At 69.1% G+C, this 16,038-nt stretch carries 15 protein-coding genes; 4 read left to right on the forward strand and 11 right to left on the reverse strand.

Going from position 1 to position 16,038, the window contains the following annotated elements:
- Positions 1-29: 29 nt before the first annotated feature.
- The 3 genes from FFS52_RS11750 to FFS52_RS11760 form a co-directional block, all read right to left on the reverse strand.
- The gene (locus FFS52_RS11750) at positions 30-866 is read right to left on the reverse strand and encodes an SDR family oxidoreductase (protein ID WP_137809774.1); all 837 of its coding nucleotides are present in this window, start codon (positions 864-866) and stop codon (positions 30-32) included.
- 65 nt (positions 867-931) lie between these two features.
- On the reverse strand, positions 932-1,729 hold the full coding sequence (locus FFS52_RS11755) for a maleylpyruvate isomerase N-terminal domain-containing protein (RefSeq protein ID WP_137809775.1): 798 nt from the start codon (positions 1,727-1,729) through the stop codon (positions 932-934).
- Positions 1,730-1,797: 68 nt separating this feature from the next.
- The gene (locus FFS52_RS11760) at positions 1,798-3,252 is read right to left on the reverse strand and encodes an aldehyde dehydrogenase (RefSeq protein WP_137809776.1); all 1,455 of its coding nucleotides are present in this window, start codon (positions 3,250-3,252) and stop codon (positions 1,798-1,800) included.
- Positions 3,253-3,368: 116 nt separating this feature from the next.
- Between FFS52_RS11760 and FFS52_RS11765 the strand changes: the two genes are divergently transcribed.
- The gene (locus FFS52_RS11765; protein ID WP_137809777.1) at positions 3,369-4,391 is read left to right on the forward strand and encodes an AraC family transcriptional regulator; all 1,023 of its coding nucleotides are present in this window, start codon (positions 3,369-3,371) and stop codon (positions 4,389-4,391) included.
- Here FFS52_RS11765 and glsA read toward each other — a convergent pair.
- The 7 genes from glsA to FFS52_RS11800 all read right to left on the reverse strand — a co-directional run bounded on the left by glsA (position 4,388) and on the right by FFS52_RS11800 (position 9,810).
- A complete protein-coding gene (glsA, locus tag FFS52_RS11770; RefSeq protein WP_137809778.1) occupies positions 4,388-5,653 on the reverse strand; it encodes a glutaminase A in 1,266 nt (421 codons plus the stop codon). The two genes, FFS52_RS11765 and glsA, sit on opposite strands and share 4 nt — an antisense overlap.
- A 21-nt stretch (positions 5,654-5,674) precedes the next feature.
- A complete protein-coding gene (locus FFS52_RS11775) occupies positions 5,675-6,046 on the reverse strand; it encodes a VOC family protein (protein WP_137809779.1) in 372 nt (123 codons plus the stop codon).
- A 212-nt stretch (positions 6,047-6,258) separates the two neighbouring features.
- Complete coding sequence (locus FFS52_RS11780; protein WP_137809780.1) at positions 6,259-7,119, reverse strand: hypothetical protein; 861 nt, start codon at positions 7,117-7,119, stop codon at positions 6,259-6,261.
- Between the two features lie 336 nt (positions 7,120-7,455).
- On the reverse strand, positions 7,456-8,337 hold the full coding sequence (locus tag FFS52_RS11785; RefSeq protein WP_137809781.1) for an ATP-binding protein: 882 nt from the start codon (positions 8,335-8,337) through the stop codon (positions 7,456-7,458).
- A gap of 58 nt (positions 8,338-8,395) precedes the next feature.
- On the reverse strand, positions 8,396-8,722 hold the full coding sequence (locus FFS52_RS11790) for a hypothetical protein (RefSeq protein WP_078113060.1): 327 nt from the start codon (positions 8,720-8,722) through the stop codon (positions 8,396-8,398).
- Positions 8,723-8,859: 137 nt separating this feature from the next.
- Positions 8,860-9,399: a sigma-70 family RNA polymerase sigma factor gene (locus tag FFS52_RS11795; RefSeq protein ID WP_068970782.1), complete on the reverse strand. Its 540-nt coding sequence runs from the start codon at positions 9,397-9,399 to the stop codon at positions 8,860-8,862.
- Between the two features lie 63 nt (positions 9,400-9,462).
- Positions 9,463-9,810 (reverse strand): hypothetical protein, encoded by a 348-nt coding sequence (locus tag FFS52_RS11800; protein WP_137809782.1) that lies wholly within the window; start codon positions 9,808-9,810, stop codon positions 9,463-9,465.
- A 159-nt stretch (positions 9,811-9,969) separates the two neighbouring features.
- Here FFS52_RS11800 and FFS52_RS11805 point away from each other — a divergent pair, with 159 nt between their 5' ends.
- The 3 genes from FFS52_RS11805 to FFS52_RS11815 are packed head-to-tail and all read left to right on the forward strand — an operon-like array spanning position 9,970 to position 15,069.
- Complete coding sequence (locus tag FFS52_RS11805) at positions 9,970-11,352, forward strand: GTPase (protein WP_249356498.1); 1,383 nt, start codon at positions 9,970-9,972, stop codon at positions 11,350-11,352.
- Positions 11,353-11,400: 48 nt separating this feature from the next.
- Complete coding sequence (locus tag FFS52_RS11810; protein ID WP_137809828.1) at positions 11,401-13,254, forward strand: dynamin family protein; 1,854 nt, start codon at positions 11,401-11,403, stop codon at positions 13,252-13,254.
- Between the two features lie 45 nt (positions 13,255-13,299).
- Entirely contained in the window at positions 13,300-15,069 is a 1,770-nt protein-coding gene (locus FFS52_RS11815; RefSeq protein WP_137809784.1) for an Hsp70 family protein, read from the forward strand.
- A gap of 27 nt (positions 15,070-15,096) precedes the next feature.
- Here FFS52_RS11815 and FFS52_RS11820 read toward each other — a convergent pair whose 3' ends face one another.
- Positions 15,097-15,750 (reverse strand): hypothetical protein, encoded by a 654-nt coding sequence (locus FFS52_RS11820; protein WP_137809785.1) that lies wholly within the window; start codon positions 15,748-15,750, stop codon positions 15,097-15,099.
- Positions 15,751-16,038: the final 288 nt, after the last annotated feature.

Raw genomic sequence — 16,038 nt, forward strand, 5'->3', positions numbered from 1 at the left:
GAAAGCTCCTAGCGGGTCGAACCGGTCGATCAGTACAGGTAGTCCTCGCCGCTGGCACGCACGGTCACGTCGGAAAGGCTGATGCCCCACGGCTGGTCGATGACGTGGACGACGGCGTCGGCGAGATCCTCGGGCTTGATCAGCCAGTACTTGATCGAGTCGACGTCGGTGAGTTCGGCGGGCAGGTCGTCGTTCACGAGGGCCGTGACGTGCTCGCCGTAGGAGGCGGCGCGCTGGCCGACGAGGCCCATGATCGCGGTGTCGTTGACGATCCAGCTGGCGAGGTTGGTGCCGGTGATGCCGGTCGGCTTGACGGTGGTGACCTTGATCTTGCCCTTGGCCTCGATGCGCAATGAGTCCGAGATGGTGGTGACCGCGGCCTTGGTCGCGCTGTACACGCCCGAACCCTCGATGCCGGCATTGCCGTAGATCGACGAGATGTTGACGACCTGTCCGCGACCCTGCGCGATCATCTGGTCGTACACCGCGGAGATGCCGTTGACAACGCCCTTGATGTTGATGTCGATGGCGGCGTGCCACTTCTGCCAGGCCCGCGAGTGATCGGCGAAGTACGCCAGCGGCATCACGCCTGCGTTGTTGACGAGAACGTCGATGGCGCCGAACTTCTCGACGGCGGCCGTCGCCGCTGCGGCGACCTGCTCCATGTCGGTGACATCGGCGACCTGGGCGAGCGCCGACCCGCCGGCTGCGCGAATACCGTCGACGACAGCATTGACGTTGTCGGCATTGACGTCCACTCCGACGACGTGCGCGCCGGCGGCCGCGGTCTTCTCCGCGATCAGCTTGCCGAAGCCGCTTCCGGCGCCGGTGATGACGATGACCTTGTCCTTCAGGTACTCGGACATGGGGGTACTCCGTTTCTGTTCTGGGTGAGACGATCTGACGTGGATGCGTCTGGCGATGAGTGAGGTCAGACGATGTCGACGGCGTCAAGGACGCCTGCGACGCGCTGCCGGTCGCCGCTGACGGTGACCGCTGACCGCCAGGCGCTGCGGGTGGTGCCCCAGCGCAGGAAGTCGGTGGCCGAGGAGGTGGCGACGTCGGCCGGGAGGTCGGCGGTCTCGCGCACGGTGACGATCGTGCCCGCGGTGTCCCGGTCGAGGACGAACGAGCGATCCGTCGCGCCGGTGAGCCGCAGGCCGATCGGTCGCTCGAGTGTGGGATACAGTGCCGCACAGTTCATCTGGGGCAGCCCGGCGATCATCCAGTCGATGGCGGGATCGATGGCCGCGCTCACCGACACCTCAGCGGCGTCCAGCGGTCCGAACGGTTGCATCAGGTCGCTGGTGAGATGCACGAGGTGGTCGAAGGCGACGGCGTCGCTGAGCTGGCGCAGCCGGTAGGTGCCCAGGTCGAGCATGTCCAGCGGCTGGTCCCGCAGGTCCTCGCCCTGTAACGCGGCCAGGGTGGCGAGGCCGGCCTCGGACTGCGCGCGGTAGTACTCGACAGCCTGTTCCGACGACCAGTCGGCCCGCTCGCGTACCGCGGCGTCGTTGAGTCGCTCGGACTTTCCGCTCGGATTGTCGGGGAAGACCAGGTCTGGGTCGGCGATGAAGTTGAAGAAGAAGCCCATGTGGGTGACGACGTCGTGGACGCGCCAGCCGTGGCAGGCGCTGTCGGCCGCCCAGTCGGCGGGCGTGAGCCGGTCGAGCAGGGCGAGGGTGTCGTTCACCAGTGCCTTGGCAGCGGTGACTCCGGCATCGGACATGGCCGATCGCCTCCTTGGGATGATGTGGGAGATGCGTTGGGCGAGAGAGTGCGTGGGGAGTCGACCGCTCAGGCGGGCAGGAAGATCGACTTGAGGTTCTGGTAGGCGGCCAGGCCCTCGGGGCCGAGCTCGCGGCCGATGCCGCTGGCCTTGACGCCACCGAAGGGCGAACCCCAGTCGAGGTTGAAGTAGTTGACGCCGAACGAGCCGGTCTCGACGCGACGGGCGACGTCGACGCCGCGATCGGGATCGGAGGTCCACACCGTTCCGCCGAGCCCGTACGACGAATCGTTGGCGAGCGCGATGGCGTCGTCGACGTCGTCGTAGCGCAGCACGGTGAGGACGGGACCGAAGACCTCTTCGCGGGCGATGGTGGCCGAGTTGTCGATGCCGGCGAAAACGGTTGGTTCGACGAAGAACCCGCGGTCGACCCCCGACGGCGTCCCGCCACCGGTGGTGACCGTGCCACCCTCGGTGCGGCCGCGTTCGATCAGCGACAGCACCCGATCCCGGTGCCGGCCGCTGGCGAGCGGACCGACCGCGACGTTCTCGTCCATCGGGTCGCCGACCGGCAGCGACGCGCACATCGCGCTGATCGCATCGAGGTACTCGTCATAACGGCTGCCTGGCACCAGGATTCGGGTGGACATGTAGCAGGTCTGGCCGGTGTTGAGCAGCGAGGCGGTGGCGAGTCCGCCGACGGTCTGCTCGAGATCGGCGTCGTCGAGCACCAGCGCTGCGGACTTGCCGCCGAGTTCGAGGGTCACCGGACGGATGAGTTCGCCACAGACGCGGCCGATCTCGCGGCCGGCCGGGGTCGAGCCGGTGAACGCGACCTTGTCGACGTGCGGGTGCGACACCAGGTGACGGCCGATCTCGCTGCCGCCGTTGACGATGTTGAGGACACCGGCGGGCAGGTCGGCGGCGATGGCCGCCTCGGCGAGGACGTAGGCGTCGAGGCTCGTCTCGGGCGACGGCTTGAGGACCACGGTGCAGCCGGCGGCCAGCGCGGGCGCGATCTTGAACATCGAGAGGATCGCGGGGAAGTTCCACGGTGCGATCGCCCCGACGACGCCGATGGCCTCGCGGCGCACGATCGTCGAGCCGGGCAACGGCTGGCTGGTACGCGTCTCCTCCACCGGGGTGGACTCGACGAGGTCGGCGTAATAGCGCAGCAGCTGGACCGGCGCGGCGCCCTCGGCGAACCGCGCCAACGCGATCGGCATGCCGTTCTCGGACGTCACCGCCGACGCGCGATCCTCGGCGCGCTTGTCGAGCTCGTCGGCGAACCGGCGCAGGTGTGCGGCACGGTCGGCAGGGGACAGGTCGCGCCAGCCCGACGACCGGAACGCGGTGCGGGCGGCCTCGACGGCCGCGTCGACGTCGGCGGTGGTGGCCTCGGGTACCGAGCCGAACTGCTCCTCGGTGAGTGGAGAGATGACCGGGATCGTCGCCGAACCGGCCGGCGCGCGCCAGCCGCCGTCGATGAAGAAGCTCGTGCGGACGGTGTCGATGGTGGTCATGAGTACTCCTCGCTGAGTGTGTCGGCCGTCGAGCGGTCGGCCGCCTGTGTCCATGATCACTCCCGGCCAGGTCGGATTTCTTGACATCTCATGACGACTTCTTGACAGTTGGTGCCATGGCCGACCTGATCTGCGCATCCTCGCTCAGTCAGTTACCCGAACTGATCGCCGAACACGATGGCGATGCCCGCGCGATCCTCGGCCGCGTCGGCATCGACCCGGCCGTCGTCGGCGCGTACGACCGGTTCGTCCCGTTCACCGCTCTGTCGACGGTCATCGGTCTGTGCGCGGCCGAGTTCGACGTCCCCGACTTCGGCCTTCGCCTCGCTGCCCGGCAGGACCCCGACATCCTCGGGCCGGTGGCGATCGCGGCCCGCAATGCCGAGACCGTCGGCGACTCCTTCCGGCAGGTCTCCGAGTTCGCGCACGTGTACAGCCCGGCCATCACCGCCCAGATGCACTACTACGAGCGGGAGGTCGCCTACGAGTTCGATACCGTGCTGCAGCGTGTGCCGTACCGGCCGCACGTCGTCGAACTCGCGATGGGCGTCACCCGGTCGACGTTCGCGATGACGCTGGGTCACGGCTTCCGCGCGAACCGGATCACCTTGGCGCACCCGCCGATGTCCGAGCCGCGCGTCTACACCGACTATTTCGGTTGTCCGGTCGAGTTCGAGGCGCCGGCCAACCTGGTGGTCTTTCCCCGCGGGGTGATGCAACAGACGTTGCGGCGGGTCGACCCCCTGGCCTACGACGTGGCCATCCGATTCATGACCGGACACGATCGCGAGAGGGCCTTCGGCGAGGCGGTCTCGGCGCTGATCGTGCGCGCCCTGCCGGCGGGGGCGGCCACGCTGGAGGCGGTGTCGAAGCTGCTGATGATGCACCCGCGTGCGGTGCAGCGGGGTCTGGCCGACGAGGGCGCGACATTCGAGCAACTCGTCGACGATGCGCGCCGCGACCTCGCCGTCTCACTGCTGTCGAACCGGGGTGTGCCGCTGGCGGCGGTGGCGCGGCAGATCGGGTACTCCGAACAGAGCACGCTGACCCGCAGTTGCCGACGCTGGTTCGGCGTGCCGCCGCTGGCGAAGCGCCGCGAGCTGACTGCCCCGGGCCAGGACTCGTCCCGAGATCTCTAGGAGTCTTCGACGGTCGGGGTGTCGTCGCTGTCCGGGGTGTCGTCGCCATCCGAGAAGTCGTCGTCAGCCGAAGCGTCGTCCAGGAGGTCATCGGGGTCTTCGATGCTGACGTCGTAGTCGTCGCCGAGGCGGCGGGCCACCTCACCGATCAGGCGGCGCGCAGCGTCGTCCATCACCCGGACGTGGGTGAGGTCGAGGACGACGGCCTCGGTGCCGAACCCCTCGCACGCACGGCTGGCGAGGATTTCCGCACCCGCGAAGCGCACATCGCCCTGCAACTCGACGACTGTAGTGCCGTCGTGTTCGGTCACCGATCGCAGCGCGGGCCGACCGGTGGGGGCCACGTGCATCATGTGCAGTTCCATGTCGCGCGACAGCCGTTCGAAAACGGCGACGCCGCGCACGCTGTTGCCCTGTCGGTCGAGCCGCGGTGACCACACCGCGAGCCCGACCTGGCCGGGCAGTACGCCCAGGATCGCGCCGCTGACACCGCTTTTCGCGGGGATTCCGACCGTCGCCATCCAGCTGCCGCTGCCGTCGTACATGCCGCACGTGGCCATGACCGACAGGACGTGCCGGGTGATCCAGCCTTCCAGGATGCGCTCGTCGTCGCCGGTCGACAGTCCGCCGTTGGCGAGTACCGACCCCATGACGGCGAGGTCGCGGCAGGAGACTCGGATCGAACACTGGGCTGCGTACCCGTCGACGACCTCGTCGGGTTCGCAGTCGAGTTTGCCCGCCGAGCGCAGCAGGTAGGCCAGCGCGGTGTTGTGGTCGTCGGAGGCGAGTTCGGCGCGGTGGACCTCCTTGTCGACCGAGACCTCGCGACCGGCGAGAGTGCTGACGAGGTCGATGACGCGGTCGACGCGTTCGTTGGGATCCGCGCCGTTGATCATCCCGTGCACGGCGACGGCGCCCGCGTTGATCAGCGCGTTGCGCGGCCGACCGGTCTCGGCCTCGAGCGAGATCTCGTTGAAGGCGTCGCCGGACGGTTCGGTGTCGACGCGTTCGAGTACGGCGTCGAGCCCGCGGTCGCGCAGGGCGAGTGCGTAGGCCGGTACCTTGCCGATGGACTGGATGGAGAACTCGTGATCGGCGTCGCCGGCGGTGTACACGGTGCCGTCGATGGTGGCCAGGGCGATACCGAACGACGACGGATCCGCCTGCTCGAGTTCACGATTGCCGCTCGCGACCTCACCGCCGTCGTCGTCGCGGCATTCGGAGAGTACGCGTTCGAGGTAGTCGTCGATGGGGGAGCGCATATCCCACGGTAGCCACCTGGCTCAGTTCTGGCGGTACGGCATGTACTGCACCGACCAGTGGTTGCCGTCCGGATCGTCGAAGTACACGAAGTGGCCCCACGCCTGTTCGTCGATCTCGCCGGGGTCGACGCCAACCGCGAGCAGCTGCTCGCGGGCCTCGTTGATGTCGGTGACGACGACCTGCAGACCCTTCACCGATCCCGGTTCCGCGTCGCTCAGTCCCTTGCCGAAGGCGATGGAACACGCCGACCCGGGCGGGGTCATCTGGACAAACCGGATCTCGTCGGACACGACGTGATCGTGGTCGACGTTGAAGCCGATCTTGGAGTAGAAGTCTCGCGCCCGGTCGACGTCGCTGACCGGCAGGATGACGAGTTCGAGTGTCCAGTTCACGGTTCCTCCTGGGGTTGTGGTGTGACACCAGCTTCTCAGGGCATGCGGACAGTTACGGTCCTTATTCGGAGACGTTCGCCCGCATCCGAAAGAACCTCAGAACCGCTGCTGTGTGGGGTGCAAGCGATGCCCTCCCTCTGCTCCCTAATCCGAAAGAACGCCCTGCCCCCTGCTCCCTGAGCTGAGGAGCGCCCGGAGCTTGCGGAGGGCCGTCACGAAGGGTCGCCCCGTCGGCGGATGCGGTGCCGGTCGGGGCGTGTCAGCGCGCGGATCTCCTCGAGGACCTCCTCCCAGTCGTACAGCACGTCGTCGTAGGTGAGGCGCATCGTCATCCAGCGGTCGAGCATGGTCATCCGGTCCCGCCGACGGTCGTTGCGGAATGCGGCTCGGTCGGAGTGGTACGACTCGCCGTCGCACTCGATGAGCAACGAACCCGTGCGGAGATCAGCGTGTTCGCGGTCGCCGATCGACGGTTGCACCTCCACGTCGAATCCCGCGGCGATGAGCCGGAGCCGGACGAGCGACTCGGTGCCGGATTGCGAACGGGCATCGCATCGATCGAACATCCCCGAGACCGCACGGGTTACACGACCCATCTCGGCCTGGATGTCCGGAATGGTCCAGTCGGTGGTGTTGAGGACCGAGTCGACCACCGCTATCCACTCCTCGGCCGGCAGGCATCGTGCGGCGCAACCGACCGCCACGGCGATCGGGTCGACGGCCGTCGTCACGGGCAGCGGGCGGCCGAAGCCCTGGCACCACCGGAACGGGCCGCTGGGCTTCGTGGTGGACTTCGCGTGTTTGCTGAGACGAACGTGGGTCTCGTTGTGGCCCGGCGGTGTCCAAAGATCCGGCAGGCCGCGCCGCTGATGGAACCGCAGCGCGCTGATGCAGGACAGCGCACCTCCGGCCGTCACCGCGGACACGACGTGGGGGTCCGCCGCGGACGTCCGCACCCAGCCGTATCGGAGCGACGTCAGGGTCTCGGCCTTGCGCGCCTGCGCAATGGCATCGGGCGCCCAGCCCATCGCGGTCAGTTCTCTCAGCGAGTACACGCCACAATCCGAAGTCACACCTGCTTTGACGCACGGAACCGGTCGGTGGTTTCGTCAGATCGGGCCGGGTGTGGAAAGTGTTGTCCCCGTGAGAGTCGTGGGAGGGCAATATGCCCTTCGAGGTCGCTCATGGGGACGAGACTTTGACTCACCCCGCCGAGAACCGGACCGTGGTGCGGATCTGGGTGGCTCCGGGGTGGTCACAGGCGGTAGTCGTGCCGGCTTTGGGCGTGGCCAGGCGCGACGGACCGGTTCCTAGGCTTCGTCGGGCCGGGTGTGGAAAGTGTCGTCCCCGTGAGTGTCGTGGGAGGGCAATGTGCCCTTCGAGGTCGCTCATGGGGACGAGACTTCGGCTCACCCCGCCGAGAACCGGATGGCGGCGCGCACCTGGGCCGCGATCGCCCGCCCGGCGCCGAGCGGCCATCGGTGCATGACGTAGTCGGCGGCCGCATCGACGGAGAGTTGGCGGGTGGAGTTTCCCGCGCGCACCCAGAACTCGGGCGGGGCGTTCTTCCCGGCCCGCAGGTAGACCGGCCGCGGGGACGGTGAGCACGTCACCCGGCAGACCGGGACGTCCCCCGATCCGTCGGGCCGCGCGACCGATTCGACGGCGATACCGACGGCCGCCGCGGTGTTCTGGCCGAGGGTCGTGGTCAGCAGATCGCGCAGCCACAGTTCGAAACGGTCGGCGTCGGGCACCTTCAGCGTCGCGAAGTCGGGTTCGAGACCGAGCGGGGTGCCGTCGTCGGCGACACCGATGAGCAGGGTGCCGCCGTCGGAATTGAGGAACGCCGACACCGTCTTGACGATCACCTGTTCCATGCGCGGGTCCTTCTCGCCGCTGCGCAGGTTGACCCGGGCGGTCGACTTGAACTCGAGTCGATCGGATTCGCCATCGGAGAGCAGTTGCGCAACAGGGGCATTGGATTGCCGTTGCAACCGGGCCGCGAGCAGGCCGTACGCGCCCACCGCCACGACCGAACTGATCAGCCCCAACACGACCGTCGTCACGCTCCACACCCGGAGGTGTTTGTCGACGAGGCCGGCGATGTAGAGGCCGAGCGCGGTGCCGAGGATCGACAGCACCATCGCCGTCGTCGCGTCGAGGCGGGCGCGTCGGCGCAGCAACCACCGGGCGACGACGCCGAACACCCACGCGACCACCAGCACCAGTACCAGCGCGGTCGCCGTCGCCCAGACCGGTACCGCGAACTCGATTCCGCCGATCGTTCCCACACAGCTTTATAGCCCGGAGCCTCGCTCAGCGAGGCTCCGGGCTATAAGAACGTCGAACTCAGACGGCGTCGCCGCCGTCGATGCTGCCGAAGTCGCCGACCTCGACGTTGCCTTCGTCGTCGACGGCGGTGTCGAAGGTGCCGTCGCCGTCGGTGTCGGCGACGGCGATGTCGGTGTAGCCGTCGGCGTCGGTGTCGGCTTCGATGATGTCGATCTCGCCGTCGGCATTCGTGTCGTAGGCGATGGAGTCGGCCTGGCCGTCGCCGTCGGTGTCGAGGATGGCGTCGGTGGTGCCGTCACCGTCGACGTCGGTGAGTGCGGCGTCGACGGCTCCGTCGCCGTCGGTGTCGACGAGTACGGCGTCGGCGGGGATCTCGGTGCTCATGGTGGGTCCTTTCGGGTTTCGGCGCGGTGGTGCCGGCGGGTTGTGAAGTGCTTCTGGTTACTTGGAGGTGAGTCTGCCCCGGTTTGTTCCCCACGGCCTCGAAGTCGCGTCGGGATCATTCGCGGGGAGTACCCCCGTCAGCGCAGATCGGCGAGCAACTCCGACAGGAGGGACCGCGCGCGGGAGATGCGACTGCGCACGGTCTGCAGGCCGATGCCCTGGGCCTCGGCGATCTCGGAGTAGCTGAGCTCGCCGTAGACGCGCAGCACGAAGGTCGCCCGATAGGCGTCGGGAACCTGCGCCAACGCTTCGGCGATCCGGTCGGACACGACGACCTGCGCCGCGACGTCCAGATGGCTCATCGGGTCGTGGTCGGCGATGTCGTCGGCGTCGGTGCGTTTGCGGATCCGGGCGAGCGCGGCGTTGGACCCGATGCGGTACAGCCAGGTCGACAGTTGCGCGTCACCACGGAAGTTGCCGATGGCCCGCCACGCGGCGACGAGCGCGTCCTGCATGGCGTCCTCGGCGTCGTGCTGATTGCCGGTGATGCGTAAACAGATGGCCCACAGCCGGTCTCGATGTTGTTCGACGAGCGTGGTGAAGGCCGCCTGATCGCCGGCGCGGGCGCGTTCGAGGAGGTCCGCGCCAGAGGTGGATTCGTCGATCAACGACTGCACCCGCTCATCGTAGGGCCGTGTCCCGACCATGGCAGGACATCGCGACTTTCGGTGCCGCGCAGCTCAGAAGTCGTCATCGAATGTCCCGTCTTCCACTGGATCGACGACCGGATCCCCGTCGTCGTCGAAGACGTCGTCGATGGTGTCCTCGAAGTCGCCGCCGATCGGATCGTCACCCGCGAGGTCGGATTCCGCGGACACCTCGCCGTCGAACTCCTCGTCCGCCGGATCCGGCCCGGGTGCGGCGGTCAGGTCGGTGTCGAGTTCGTACGACGGGTCGAACGCGGTTCCGACGGCGGTCTCCCACGCGCCCTCGGGCACGCTCAGCTCGCCGGGCGGGTCGGTGTCGCGCAGCCAGTCGTCGAAGCCGCTCTCCCCGGAGCCGCTGTCATCGTCAAGGTCGTCGGTCATGGTCGTTCGCCTCCGCAGGTGTCTCTGTCATCCGGTCGACTGCCGGGCGCCGAGGAGTGATGGACAATTCTCGGCACGTACCTAGGAGTGTCGCCGAGCCCGGAATGTTCCCGCCGGATCGGAAGAAGTCTCGGGAGGTCAGATCTCGTGGAGCAGCGCATGACCGTGCGTGGTCGCGTGGAGCAGTTGCTCGACGAGGTGGGCCCGCTGGCGCCGGTCCCGGCGACGATTCCCGCCCTGCGGGCCCGACTCGCCGAACCGCTGACCGTCGCGCTCGTCGGACGCGTCAGCTCCGGCAAGTCGACGCTGCTCAACGCCCTCGTCGGGGACCGTGTCGCCCCGACCGACCGCGCCGAGTGCACCCGCGTCGCCGCGCTCTACGTCGAGGGTAACCCGCAGCGGGTCGAGGTCGTCGGACTCGATGGCACGGTCACCGAACTTCCCGGACCCATGCGCGGCGACCTCGGCCGGCCACCGGAGGAGATCGACCATGCGATCGTCCACACCCCGTCCCGGTTGTTGCGCGAGCGCTTCCGGGTCATCGACACCCCCGGCCTCTCGGGTTTCACCGACACCGCCGAGATCGCGACCCGGCGGGTGTTCGGCGGGCAGAGCAGGCTGGCCCGGCCGGACGTCGTCCTCTTCCTGCTCGACGACGCCGCGGGTCCGAAGGCCGACGAGGTCGCCTTCCTCGCCGACGCCGGTGCGTCGGCGCAGAACACGATTCTGGTGATCTCCCAGGCCGACCTCATCGCCGCCGACAACCCGATGCTCAAGGCGCAGGAGATCGCTCGCCGGGTCTGGCGACGCTTCCCGGCGATCGCGGGTGCCGTGGTCGCGGTGTCCGGGCTGATGGCCGAGGCGGGCGTCTGCGGGGTCACCGAACGTGAGACCGCCCAGATCTCGCGCCGCGGACAGCTCGAGTCCTGGGAGCTGTTGACCATCCTCGACGGCGGGATGCCCGCGCCGCCGGGGATCGACGTCGACGAACTGGGCCGGCTCGAGCAACTCGTGGGCACCTATGCGATGGACGCCGGGGGTGAGATCGCGCGGCAGGGTGCACGGGCGTACAGCGAATGGCTGCACCGGGTTTCGGGTATCGACGAGTTGCGGCTGGCCATCGGCCGGCGATTCCTGGCCGTCGGCGACATCCTCAAGGCACGCACGGTGCTGGCCGCGCTGCGCGAGTCGGCCTACCGCAGTCCGCGACGCGACGTCTTCCTGGAGGCGATCGACGAGGCCGAGACGTCCCCGGCGCTGCACCGGCTCCGCGAGATCGCCGCGCTCGAGGCCCTCGCCCGGTGGCAACCCGACAGTGAACTCGTCGGCGAGCTCAACGTCGTCGTCGCGAGTCGCGATGTGCGCGTGCTGTTGTCGTTGCCGCCGAATGCCGCACCACCGGCGATCGCGGACGCCGCGCGGCAGCGGGCCACCGACTGCCGGTCGCGGCGGGCCTTCGCGGCGACGTCTGCCGAACGGGAGGCGTTGCTGGTGCTCGAGCAGACCTATCAGCTCGTCCGGCGCGGACTGTGGGTCAACTGAGGTGACGGTGAAGGAGAGCAGACAATGACTTCCAGCGAACCCGCCGCCATGCCCGGGGCTGAGACCAAGGGACTCGAGAAGGCCCCGGCGAAGAGTGTGACGCCGACGCCGGAGGCGGTCCTGCGCTCGGCGATCGACGCATTGCGCAAGCACGGCGAGGACGCCATCGCCGACCGCGCGACCCGCGTCCGCGACCGACCGGCACCGCAGGGGACCGTGGTCGTCATCGGCGAGGTCAGCCGGGGCAAGAGCTCGCTGGTCAACACGCTTCTCGGGGTCGGCGACCTCGCGCCCGTCGACGCCGAGATCACCACCTCGGTGTACGTCCGGTTCACCCCTGCCACCGACGACCTGCCCGCCGGCACCGCGCTCGTCGAGTTCCCCGGTGCCGCCCACCGCATCCCGGCGACCGAACTGTCCGACTGGGTGACCGTCGGCGGACGTCACGCGGCCGGGGTGCCGGCGGAACGTCTCGCGCCCGGCACGCCCGTCGATTCCGTTCTCGTGCCGCCGGTCTCGGCGCGTGTGGGGGTCGACGCCACGGTGCTACCCGGCGTCACGGTCGTCGACACACCGGGTGTCGGGTCGCTGGTCCCCGAACACGTCGAGGCCGCGGTCAGCGCGGCGCGCGGCGCGTCGGTACTGGTGATGGTGTGCGACGCGACCGCACCACTCAGCGCACCCGAACTCGACTTCCTGCGCAGTGTCAGCGAGGAGGTCGCCTCGGTGGTGCTGGTGGTCACCAAGACCGACCTCGTGATGCGGCAGTGGCGGACGATTGTAGCCGAGAACCGAAAGCTGATCGGCGCCAACGCACCTCGCTTCGCGCACATCCCGATCATCGGCGTCTCCAACCGCATCGCCGCCCAGGCCGCGGCGATCCCCGATCCGGACCGTCGTGAACGGGCCCTCGCGGCGTCGGGCGTTCCCGAACTCGTCGACGCCCTGACACCGCTGGTCCGCGACGGGGCCGCGTCGCCGGTGCGCAACGCGCTGCAGCTGACATTCGCCGGGCTCGACGACGTCCGCACGCGTTTGGTCTTGGAGATGAAGGCCGCCACCGCGACTCCCGCCGAACGAGCCGACATCGAAGCCGAACGCGACCGGCTCCAGCGCCTCAAGGATCGTCGTCGGGAGTGGCGGGCGCGACTCACGCAGGACATCACCGCGGCGTCGCTGCAGACCGACGACCTCATGCGCGACCGCTTCGACACACTGCTGGGCCAGTGGTCCACCCGCATCGACAAGTTGCGCTTCTACGAACCGCACCGGGCGGGCCAGGAGCTGATCGCGCAGATGACCGTCGACCTCGAGGCCGCCGCGCGCGAGGTGAGCGCCTCGTTCGTGGCCGGGATCGAGCGGATCGCCGACGCACTGTTCGCCGATGCCGCCATCTCCGACGAGCTGGTCGGGCAGATCGCCGGCAGCGCGGGCGAGCTCAAGCTCCGTGAGCAGGAGAAGATCTCGCCGTGGAAGAACATGGTCGACCCGATCCTGCTCTCCATCGTCGCCGCCGGCGGCCCGCTGGCGATCATCCCGGTGGTCAACGTGGTGGCGGTGCCGGTGTGGGCGGGCGTCGTCGTCGGGTTCCGGGCGTCGAAGGTCGGCAAGGAGAATCATCGCAAGTGGCTGACGAAGGCGGTCGCCGACATGAAGGCCGACGTCCGGTCGCAGCTGCAGTCGATCAAGGCGCAGGCCAGCGGTGACCTGCAGATCGCCTACGACGAACTGCTCGAGCGGCTCCTCGCGGAGTCGACGAAGATCCTGAACGACGCCGCGGCCGATGCCAAGAAGTCGGCGGCCGAGCGGGAGAAGATCGCGCAGGATCTCCGGAACCAGATCATCGCGGTCGACAACGTGCGCAAGTCGATCGCCCGAGTACTTCGAGCGCCCGCCGGATGAAACCCGCTGTCATGTGTAACGATCTGCACCTGAGGAGGTGGCCACGTGGCGCAGGAGAGCAGGCGGCGACTGTGTATCGACTTCGGCACCAGCAACACCGCGGCCGCATACCGGGTCGGGTTCGGCGAGCCGGTCATCGTGCCGCTCGGCCCGGGCGGACCCGCGATGCCGTCGGCGGTGTTCGCGGCTGACGCGACCGTCGTGGTGGGTCACGACGCGGTGCAGCGGAGGCTGCAGGCACCCGACGCTTTCGAGGACACCCCGAAGTCGCGGATCGACGACGGCGAGATCGAACTCGGCGACCGGTTCTGGCCGGTCGAGGATCTGATCGCCGCAGTGCTGCGGCACGTGCACCAGACCGCGTTGCGCCACAGCGGACTGCCGATGTTCGACTCGATCGTGCTGACCCATCCGGACCGCTGGAGCGAGCGACGCAAGAACGTCCTCCGGCGCGCGGCGCAGCGGGCCGGCATCCCCGCGGACGCATTGCGTGTCGCCTCCGAATCATTGGCCGCCGCTTGGTACTACGTGTACCGCGGGCACGACGTCAGTGGTGGCGAACGGATGTGTGTCTTCGACTTCGGCGCCGGCACGTGCGACGTGGCGGTCCTCGTCCGCGACGGCGCCGAGGGGTTCACCGTCACCGGGTCGGGCGGCGACAACCACCTCGGCGGCCGGGACCTCGACGCCCGGATGATCCGTTGGGTGCACGACGAGGCCGCCGAACTCGACCCCGACCTCCCGAGCCGGCTCCGATCCCCGGCCGCCGCGATCGCCTTGGCCGATCGGGTGCGGACGGCGAAGGAAGCGCTGTCCGACACCGCACAGGCCGTCATCGAACTGCCCGGCACCCGGCACACGCTGCTGCTGACGCGACGCGAGTTCGAGGCGATGATCGGACCGTTCGTGGAGCGGGCCGTCGAGCTGACCCGGGACGCGATCGCGCGGGCCGACGCCGCGGGCACCGGTCCGGGCGGGCCGGTCATCGTCTATGTCACCGGCGGGACCAGCAGCATCCCGATGTTGCAGTCCGCGCTGTCGTCGGTCGGCCGGGTCGCCCGGATCGGCGACCCGAAGGTCGTCGTCGCGCAGGGTGGGCTCCTCCGCTCGACCAACGTCGTCCCGGGGACCGAGGCCGGCGGCTTCGACGCCGGGCGGGAGACCGATCCGCGGCGGACCGTGGGCCCTGCGGTCGACGCGTCGGGTCGTCGAATCGCGTTCCCCGCGTTGCCGGGCGGTTCGGTGATCGCCGCCGTCTCGGTGCGCAACGGCCAGCCCGTACGAGCGGGGGAACCGCTGGCGACCGTCGATTCCCCGGCCGGGCGGGTGACGATCGACGCACCGGTCGCGGGCACGGTGCACGGCCTCGACCTGCGGTCGGGCGCCGCCGTCCAACCGGGTGCGGTGTTCGCGGCCGTCGGACCGGTGGACCTGCGGCCGGACCAGTGGCCGCGGCTGCATCGGATGCCCGCCGGCACATCAGTGGCAGCGGCGCGGCCCGTGATGCAACCCGCCGTCCCGCAACCCCTCGCGCCCCAGCCTGTTGCCCCTCCTGCCCACATCTCGCAACCCGGCTCGGCGCAACCGATTCCGGAACCGGGGAAGGTGAATGCGTTCGGGCTGGCGGGACTCATCGTGGGAATTCTCGGGTTTCCGCTGTGCCTGGGTACGATCGTCGGCCTGGTACTCACGGTCGTGGGCATCACGCGTGCTGGTGGCCGTCGTGATGCCCTCACCACGACGGCGCTCGTCATCAACATCCTGGGCGCCGTGGCCTGGGTGGCGTTCGTCATCTGGGCGGTCATCAGCGGCTGACCCGCACGCCGACGCGCAGGTCGTCGGTCAGGGGTGGCTGTCGATGTCGAACTGACGCCACGCGGCGTCCCACTCTCGTGACCGGTGCCGATCGGCGACCAGGCGCACGAGCACGGTCGAGCCCCACCACACGAGCACGACGAGCATCACCACCCCGGCACCGGCGATCAGGCCCTCCATCACGGCGTCCGTCGTGGTCACGGGCGGGCCCACCACCGCGCCGGTGTCGTCGAGCCAGACGGTCCGGACCCGGCCGACGGCGTCGAGCGGCTCGGCGCCGACGGACGCCGTGAGCCGGTGACCGTTCGGGTCCTGCCACGCCACGGTGGTGTGGTCGGTGGTGTTCCGGCCGCTGTCGTTCGGCACGTCGGCGCTCGGAACACCTACGCCCGGGACGCCGGCACTCGGTGCGCCGATGCGTGGTTCCCCGACGCCCTCGACGGACGTGCGAATGATGGTGGCGCTGACCGAATGCCGGGGTTCCTGGTGCTCGATCGTTGCCTTGTGCGCCGCATAGGTGTTGCCCCCGACGGTCAGGGCGACCATGAGCCCGGCGAGTGCTGCGATCCACAACATCACGAGTGTCGCGGTTTCCAGGCGGTCGGCGCGGCGGACCAGGCCATTCGACGATGCGTGCATCACGCGCCAGCAGTGGAGTTCGCGGGCGAGGAATCGCAGCATGTCCCCCTCCTGATGCCGGTCGCCCCTTACATGGTCGTTGCCGGTGGCCGGCCTGGACAGGGCCTTTGGTCCCGAAACGGGCGCAGCAACGGCGTGTTCAGTCATTCGACTCACAAACGATCCGTGCTCGGCGTATCCTCGCACTGCGCCGATGGCCGACATCGTGTGGGGGTGCCGGGGCGTAGGGGGTCGACTCGAGGGGCTCCGATCTCGCTCCTCGTCGGTGTCCACGATCGTCATGGTTCGACAGGTCGTCGACGGTCGTGGTCTGAGTGGAGGGGTTGACGT

Origin of the sequence: Gordonia sp. ALPHA1B1 (genome assembly GCF_005502615.1) — a bacterium.
Lineage (GTDB): Bacteria > Actinomycetota > Actinomycetes > Mycobacteriales > Mycobacteriaceae > Gordonia > Gordonia hongkongensis.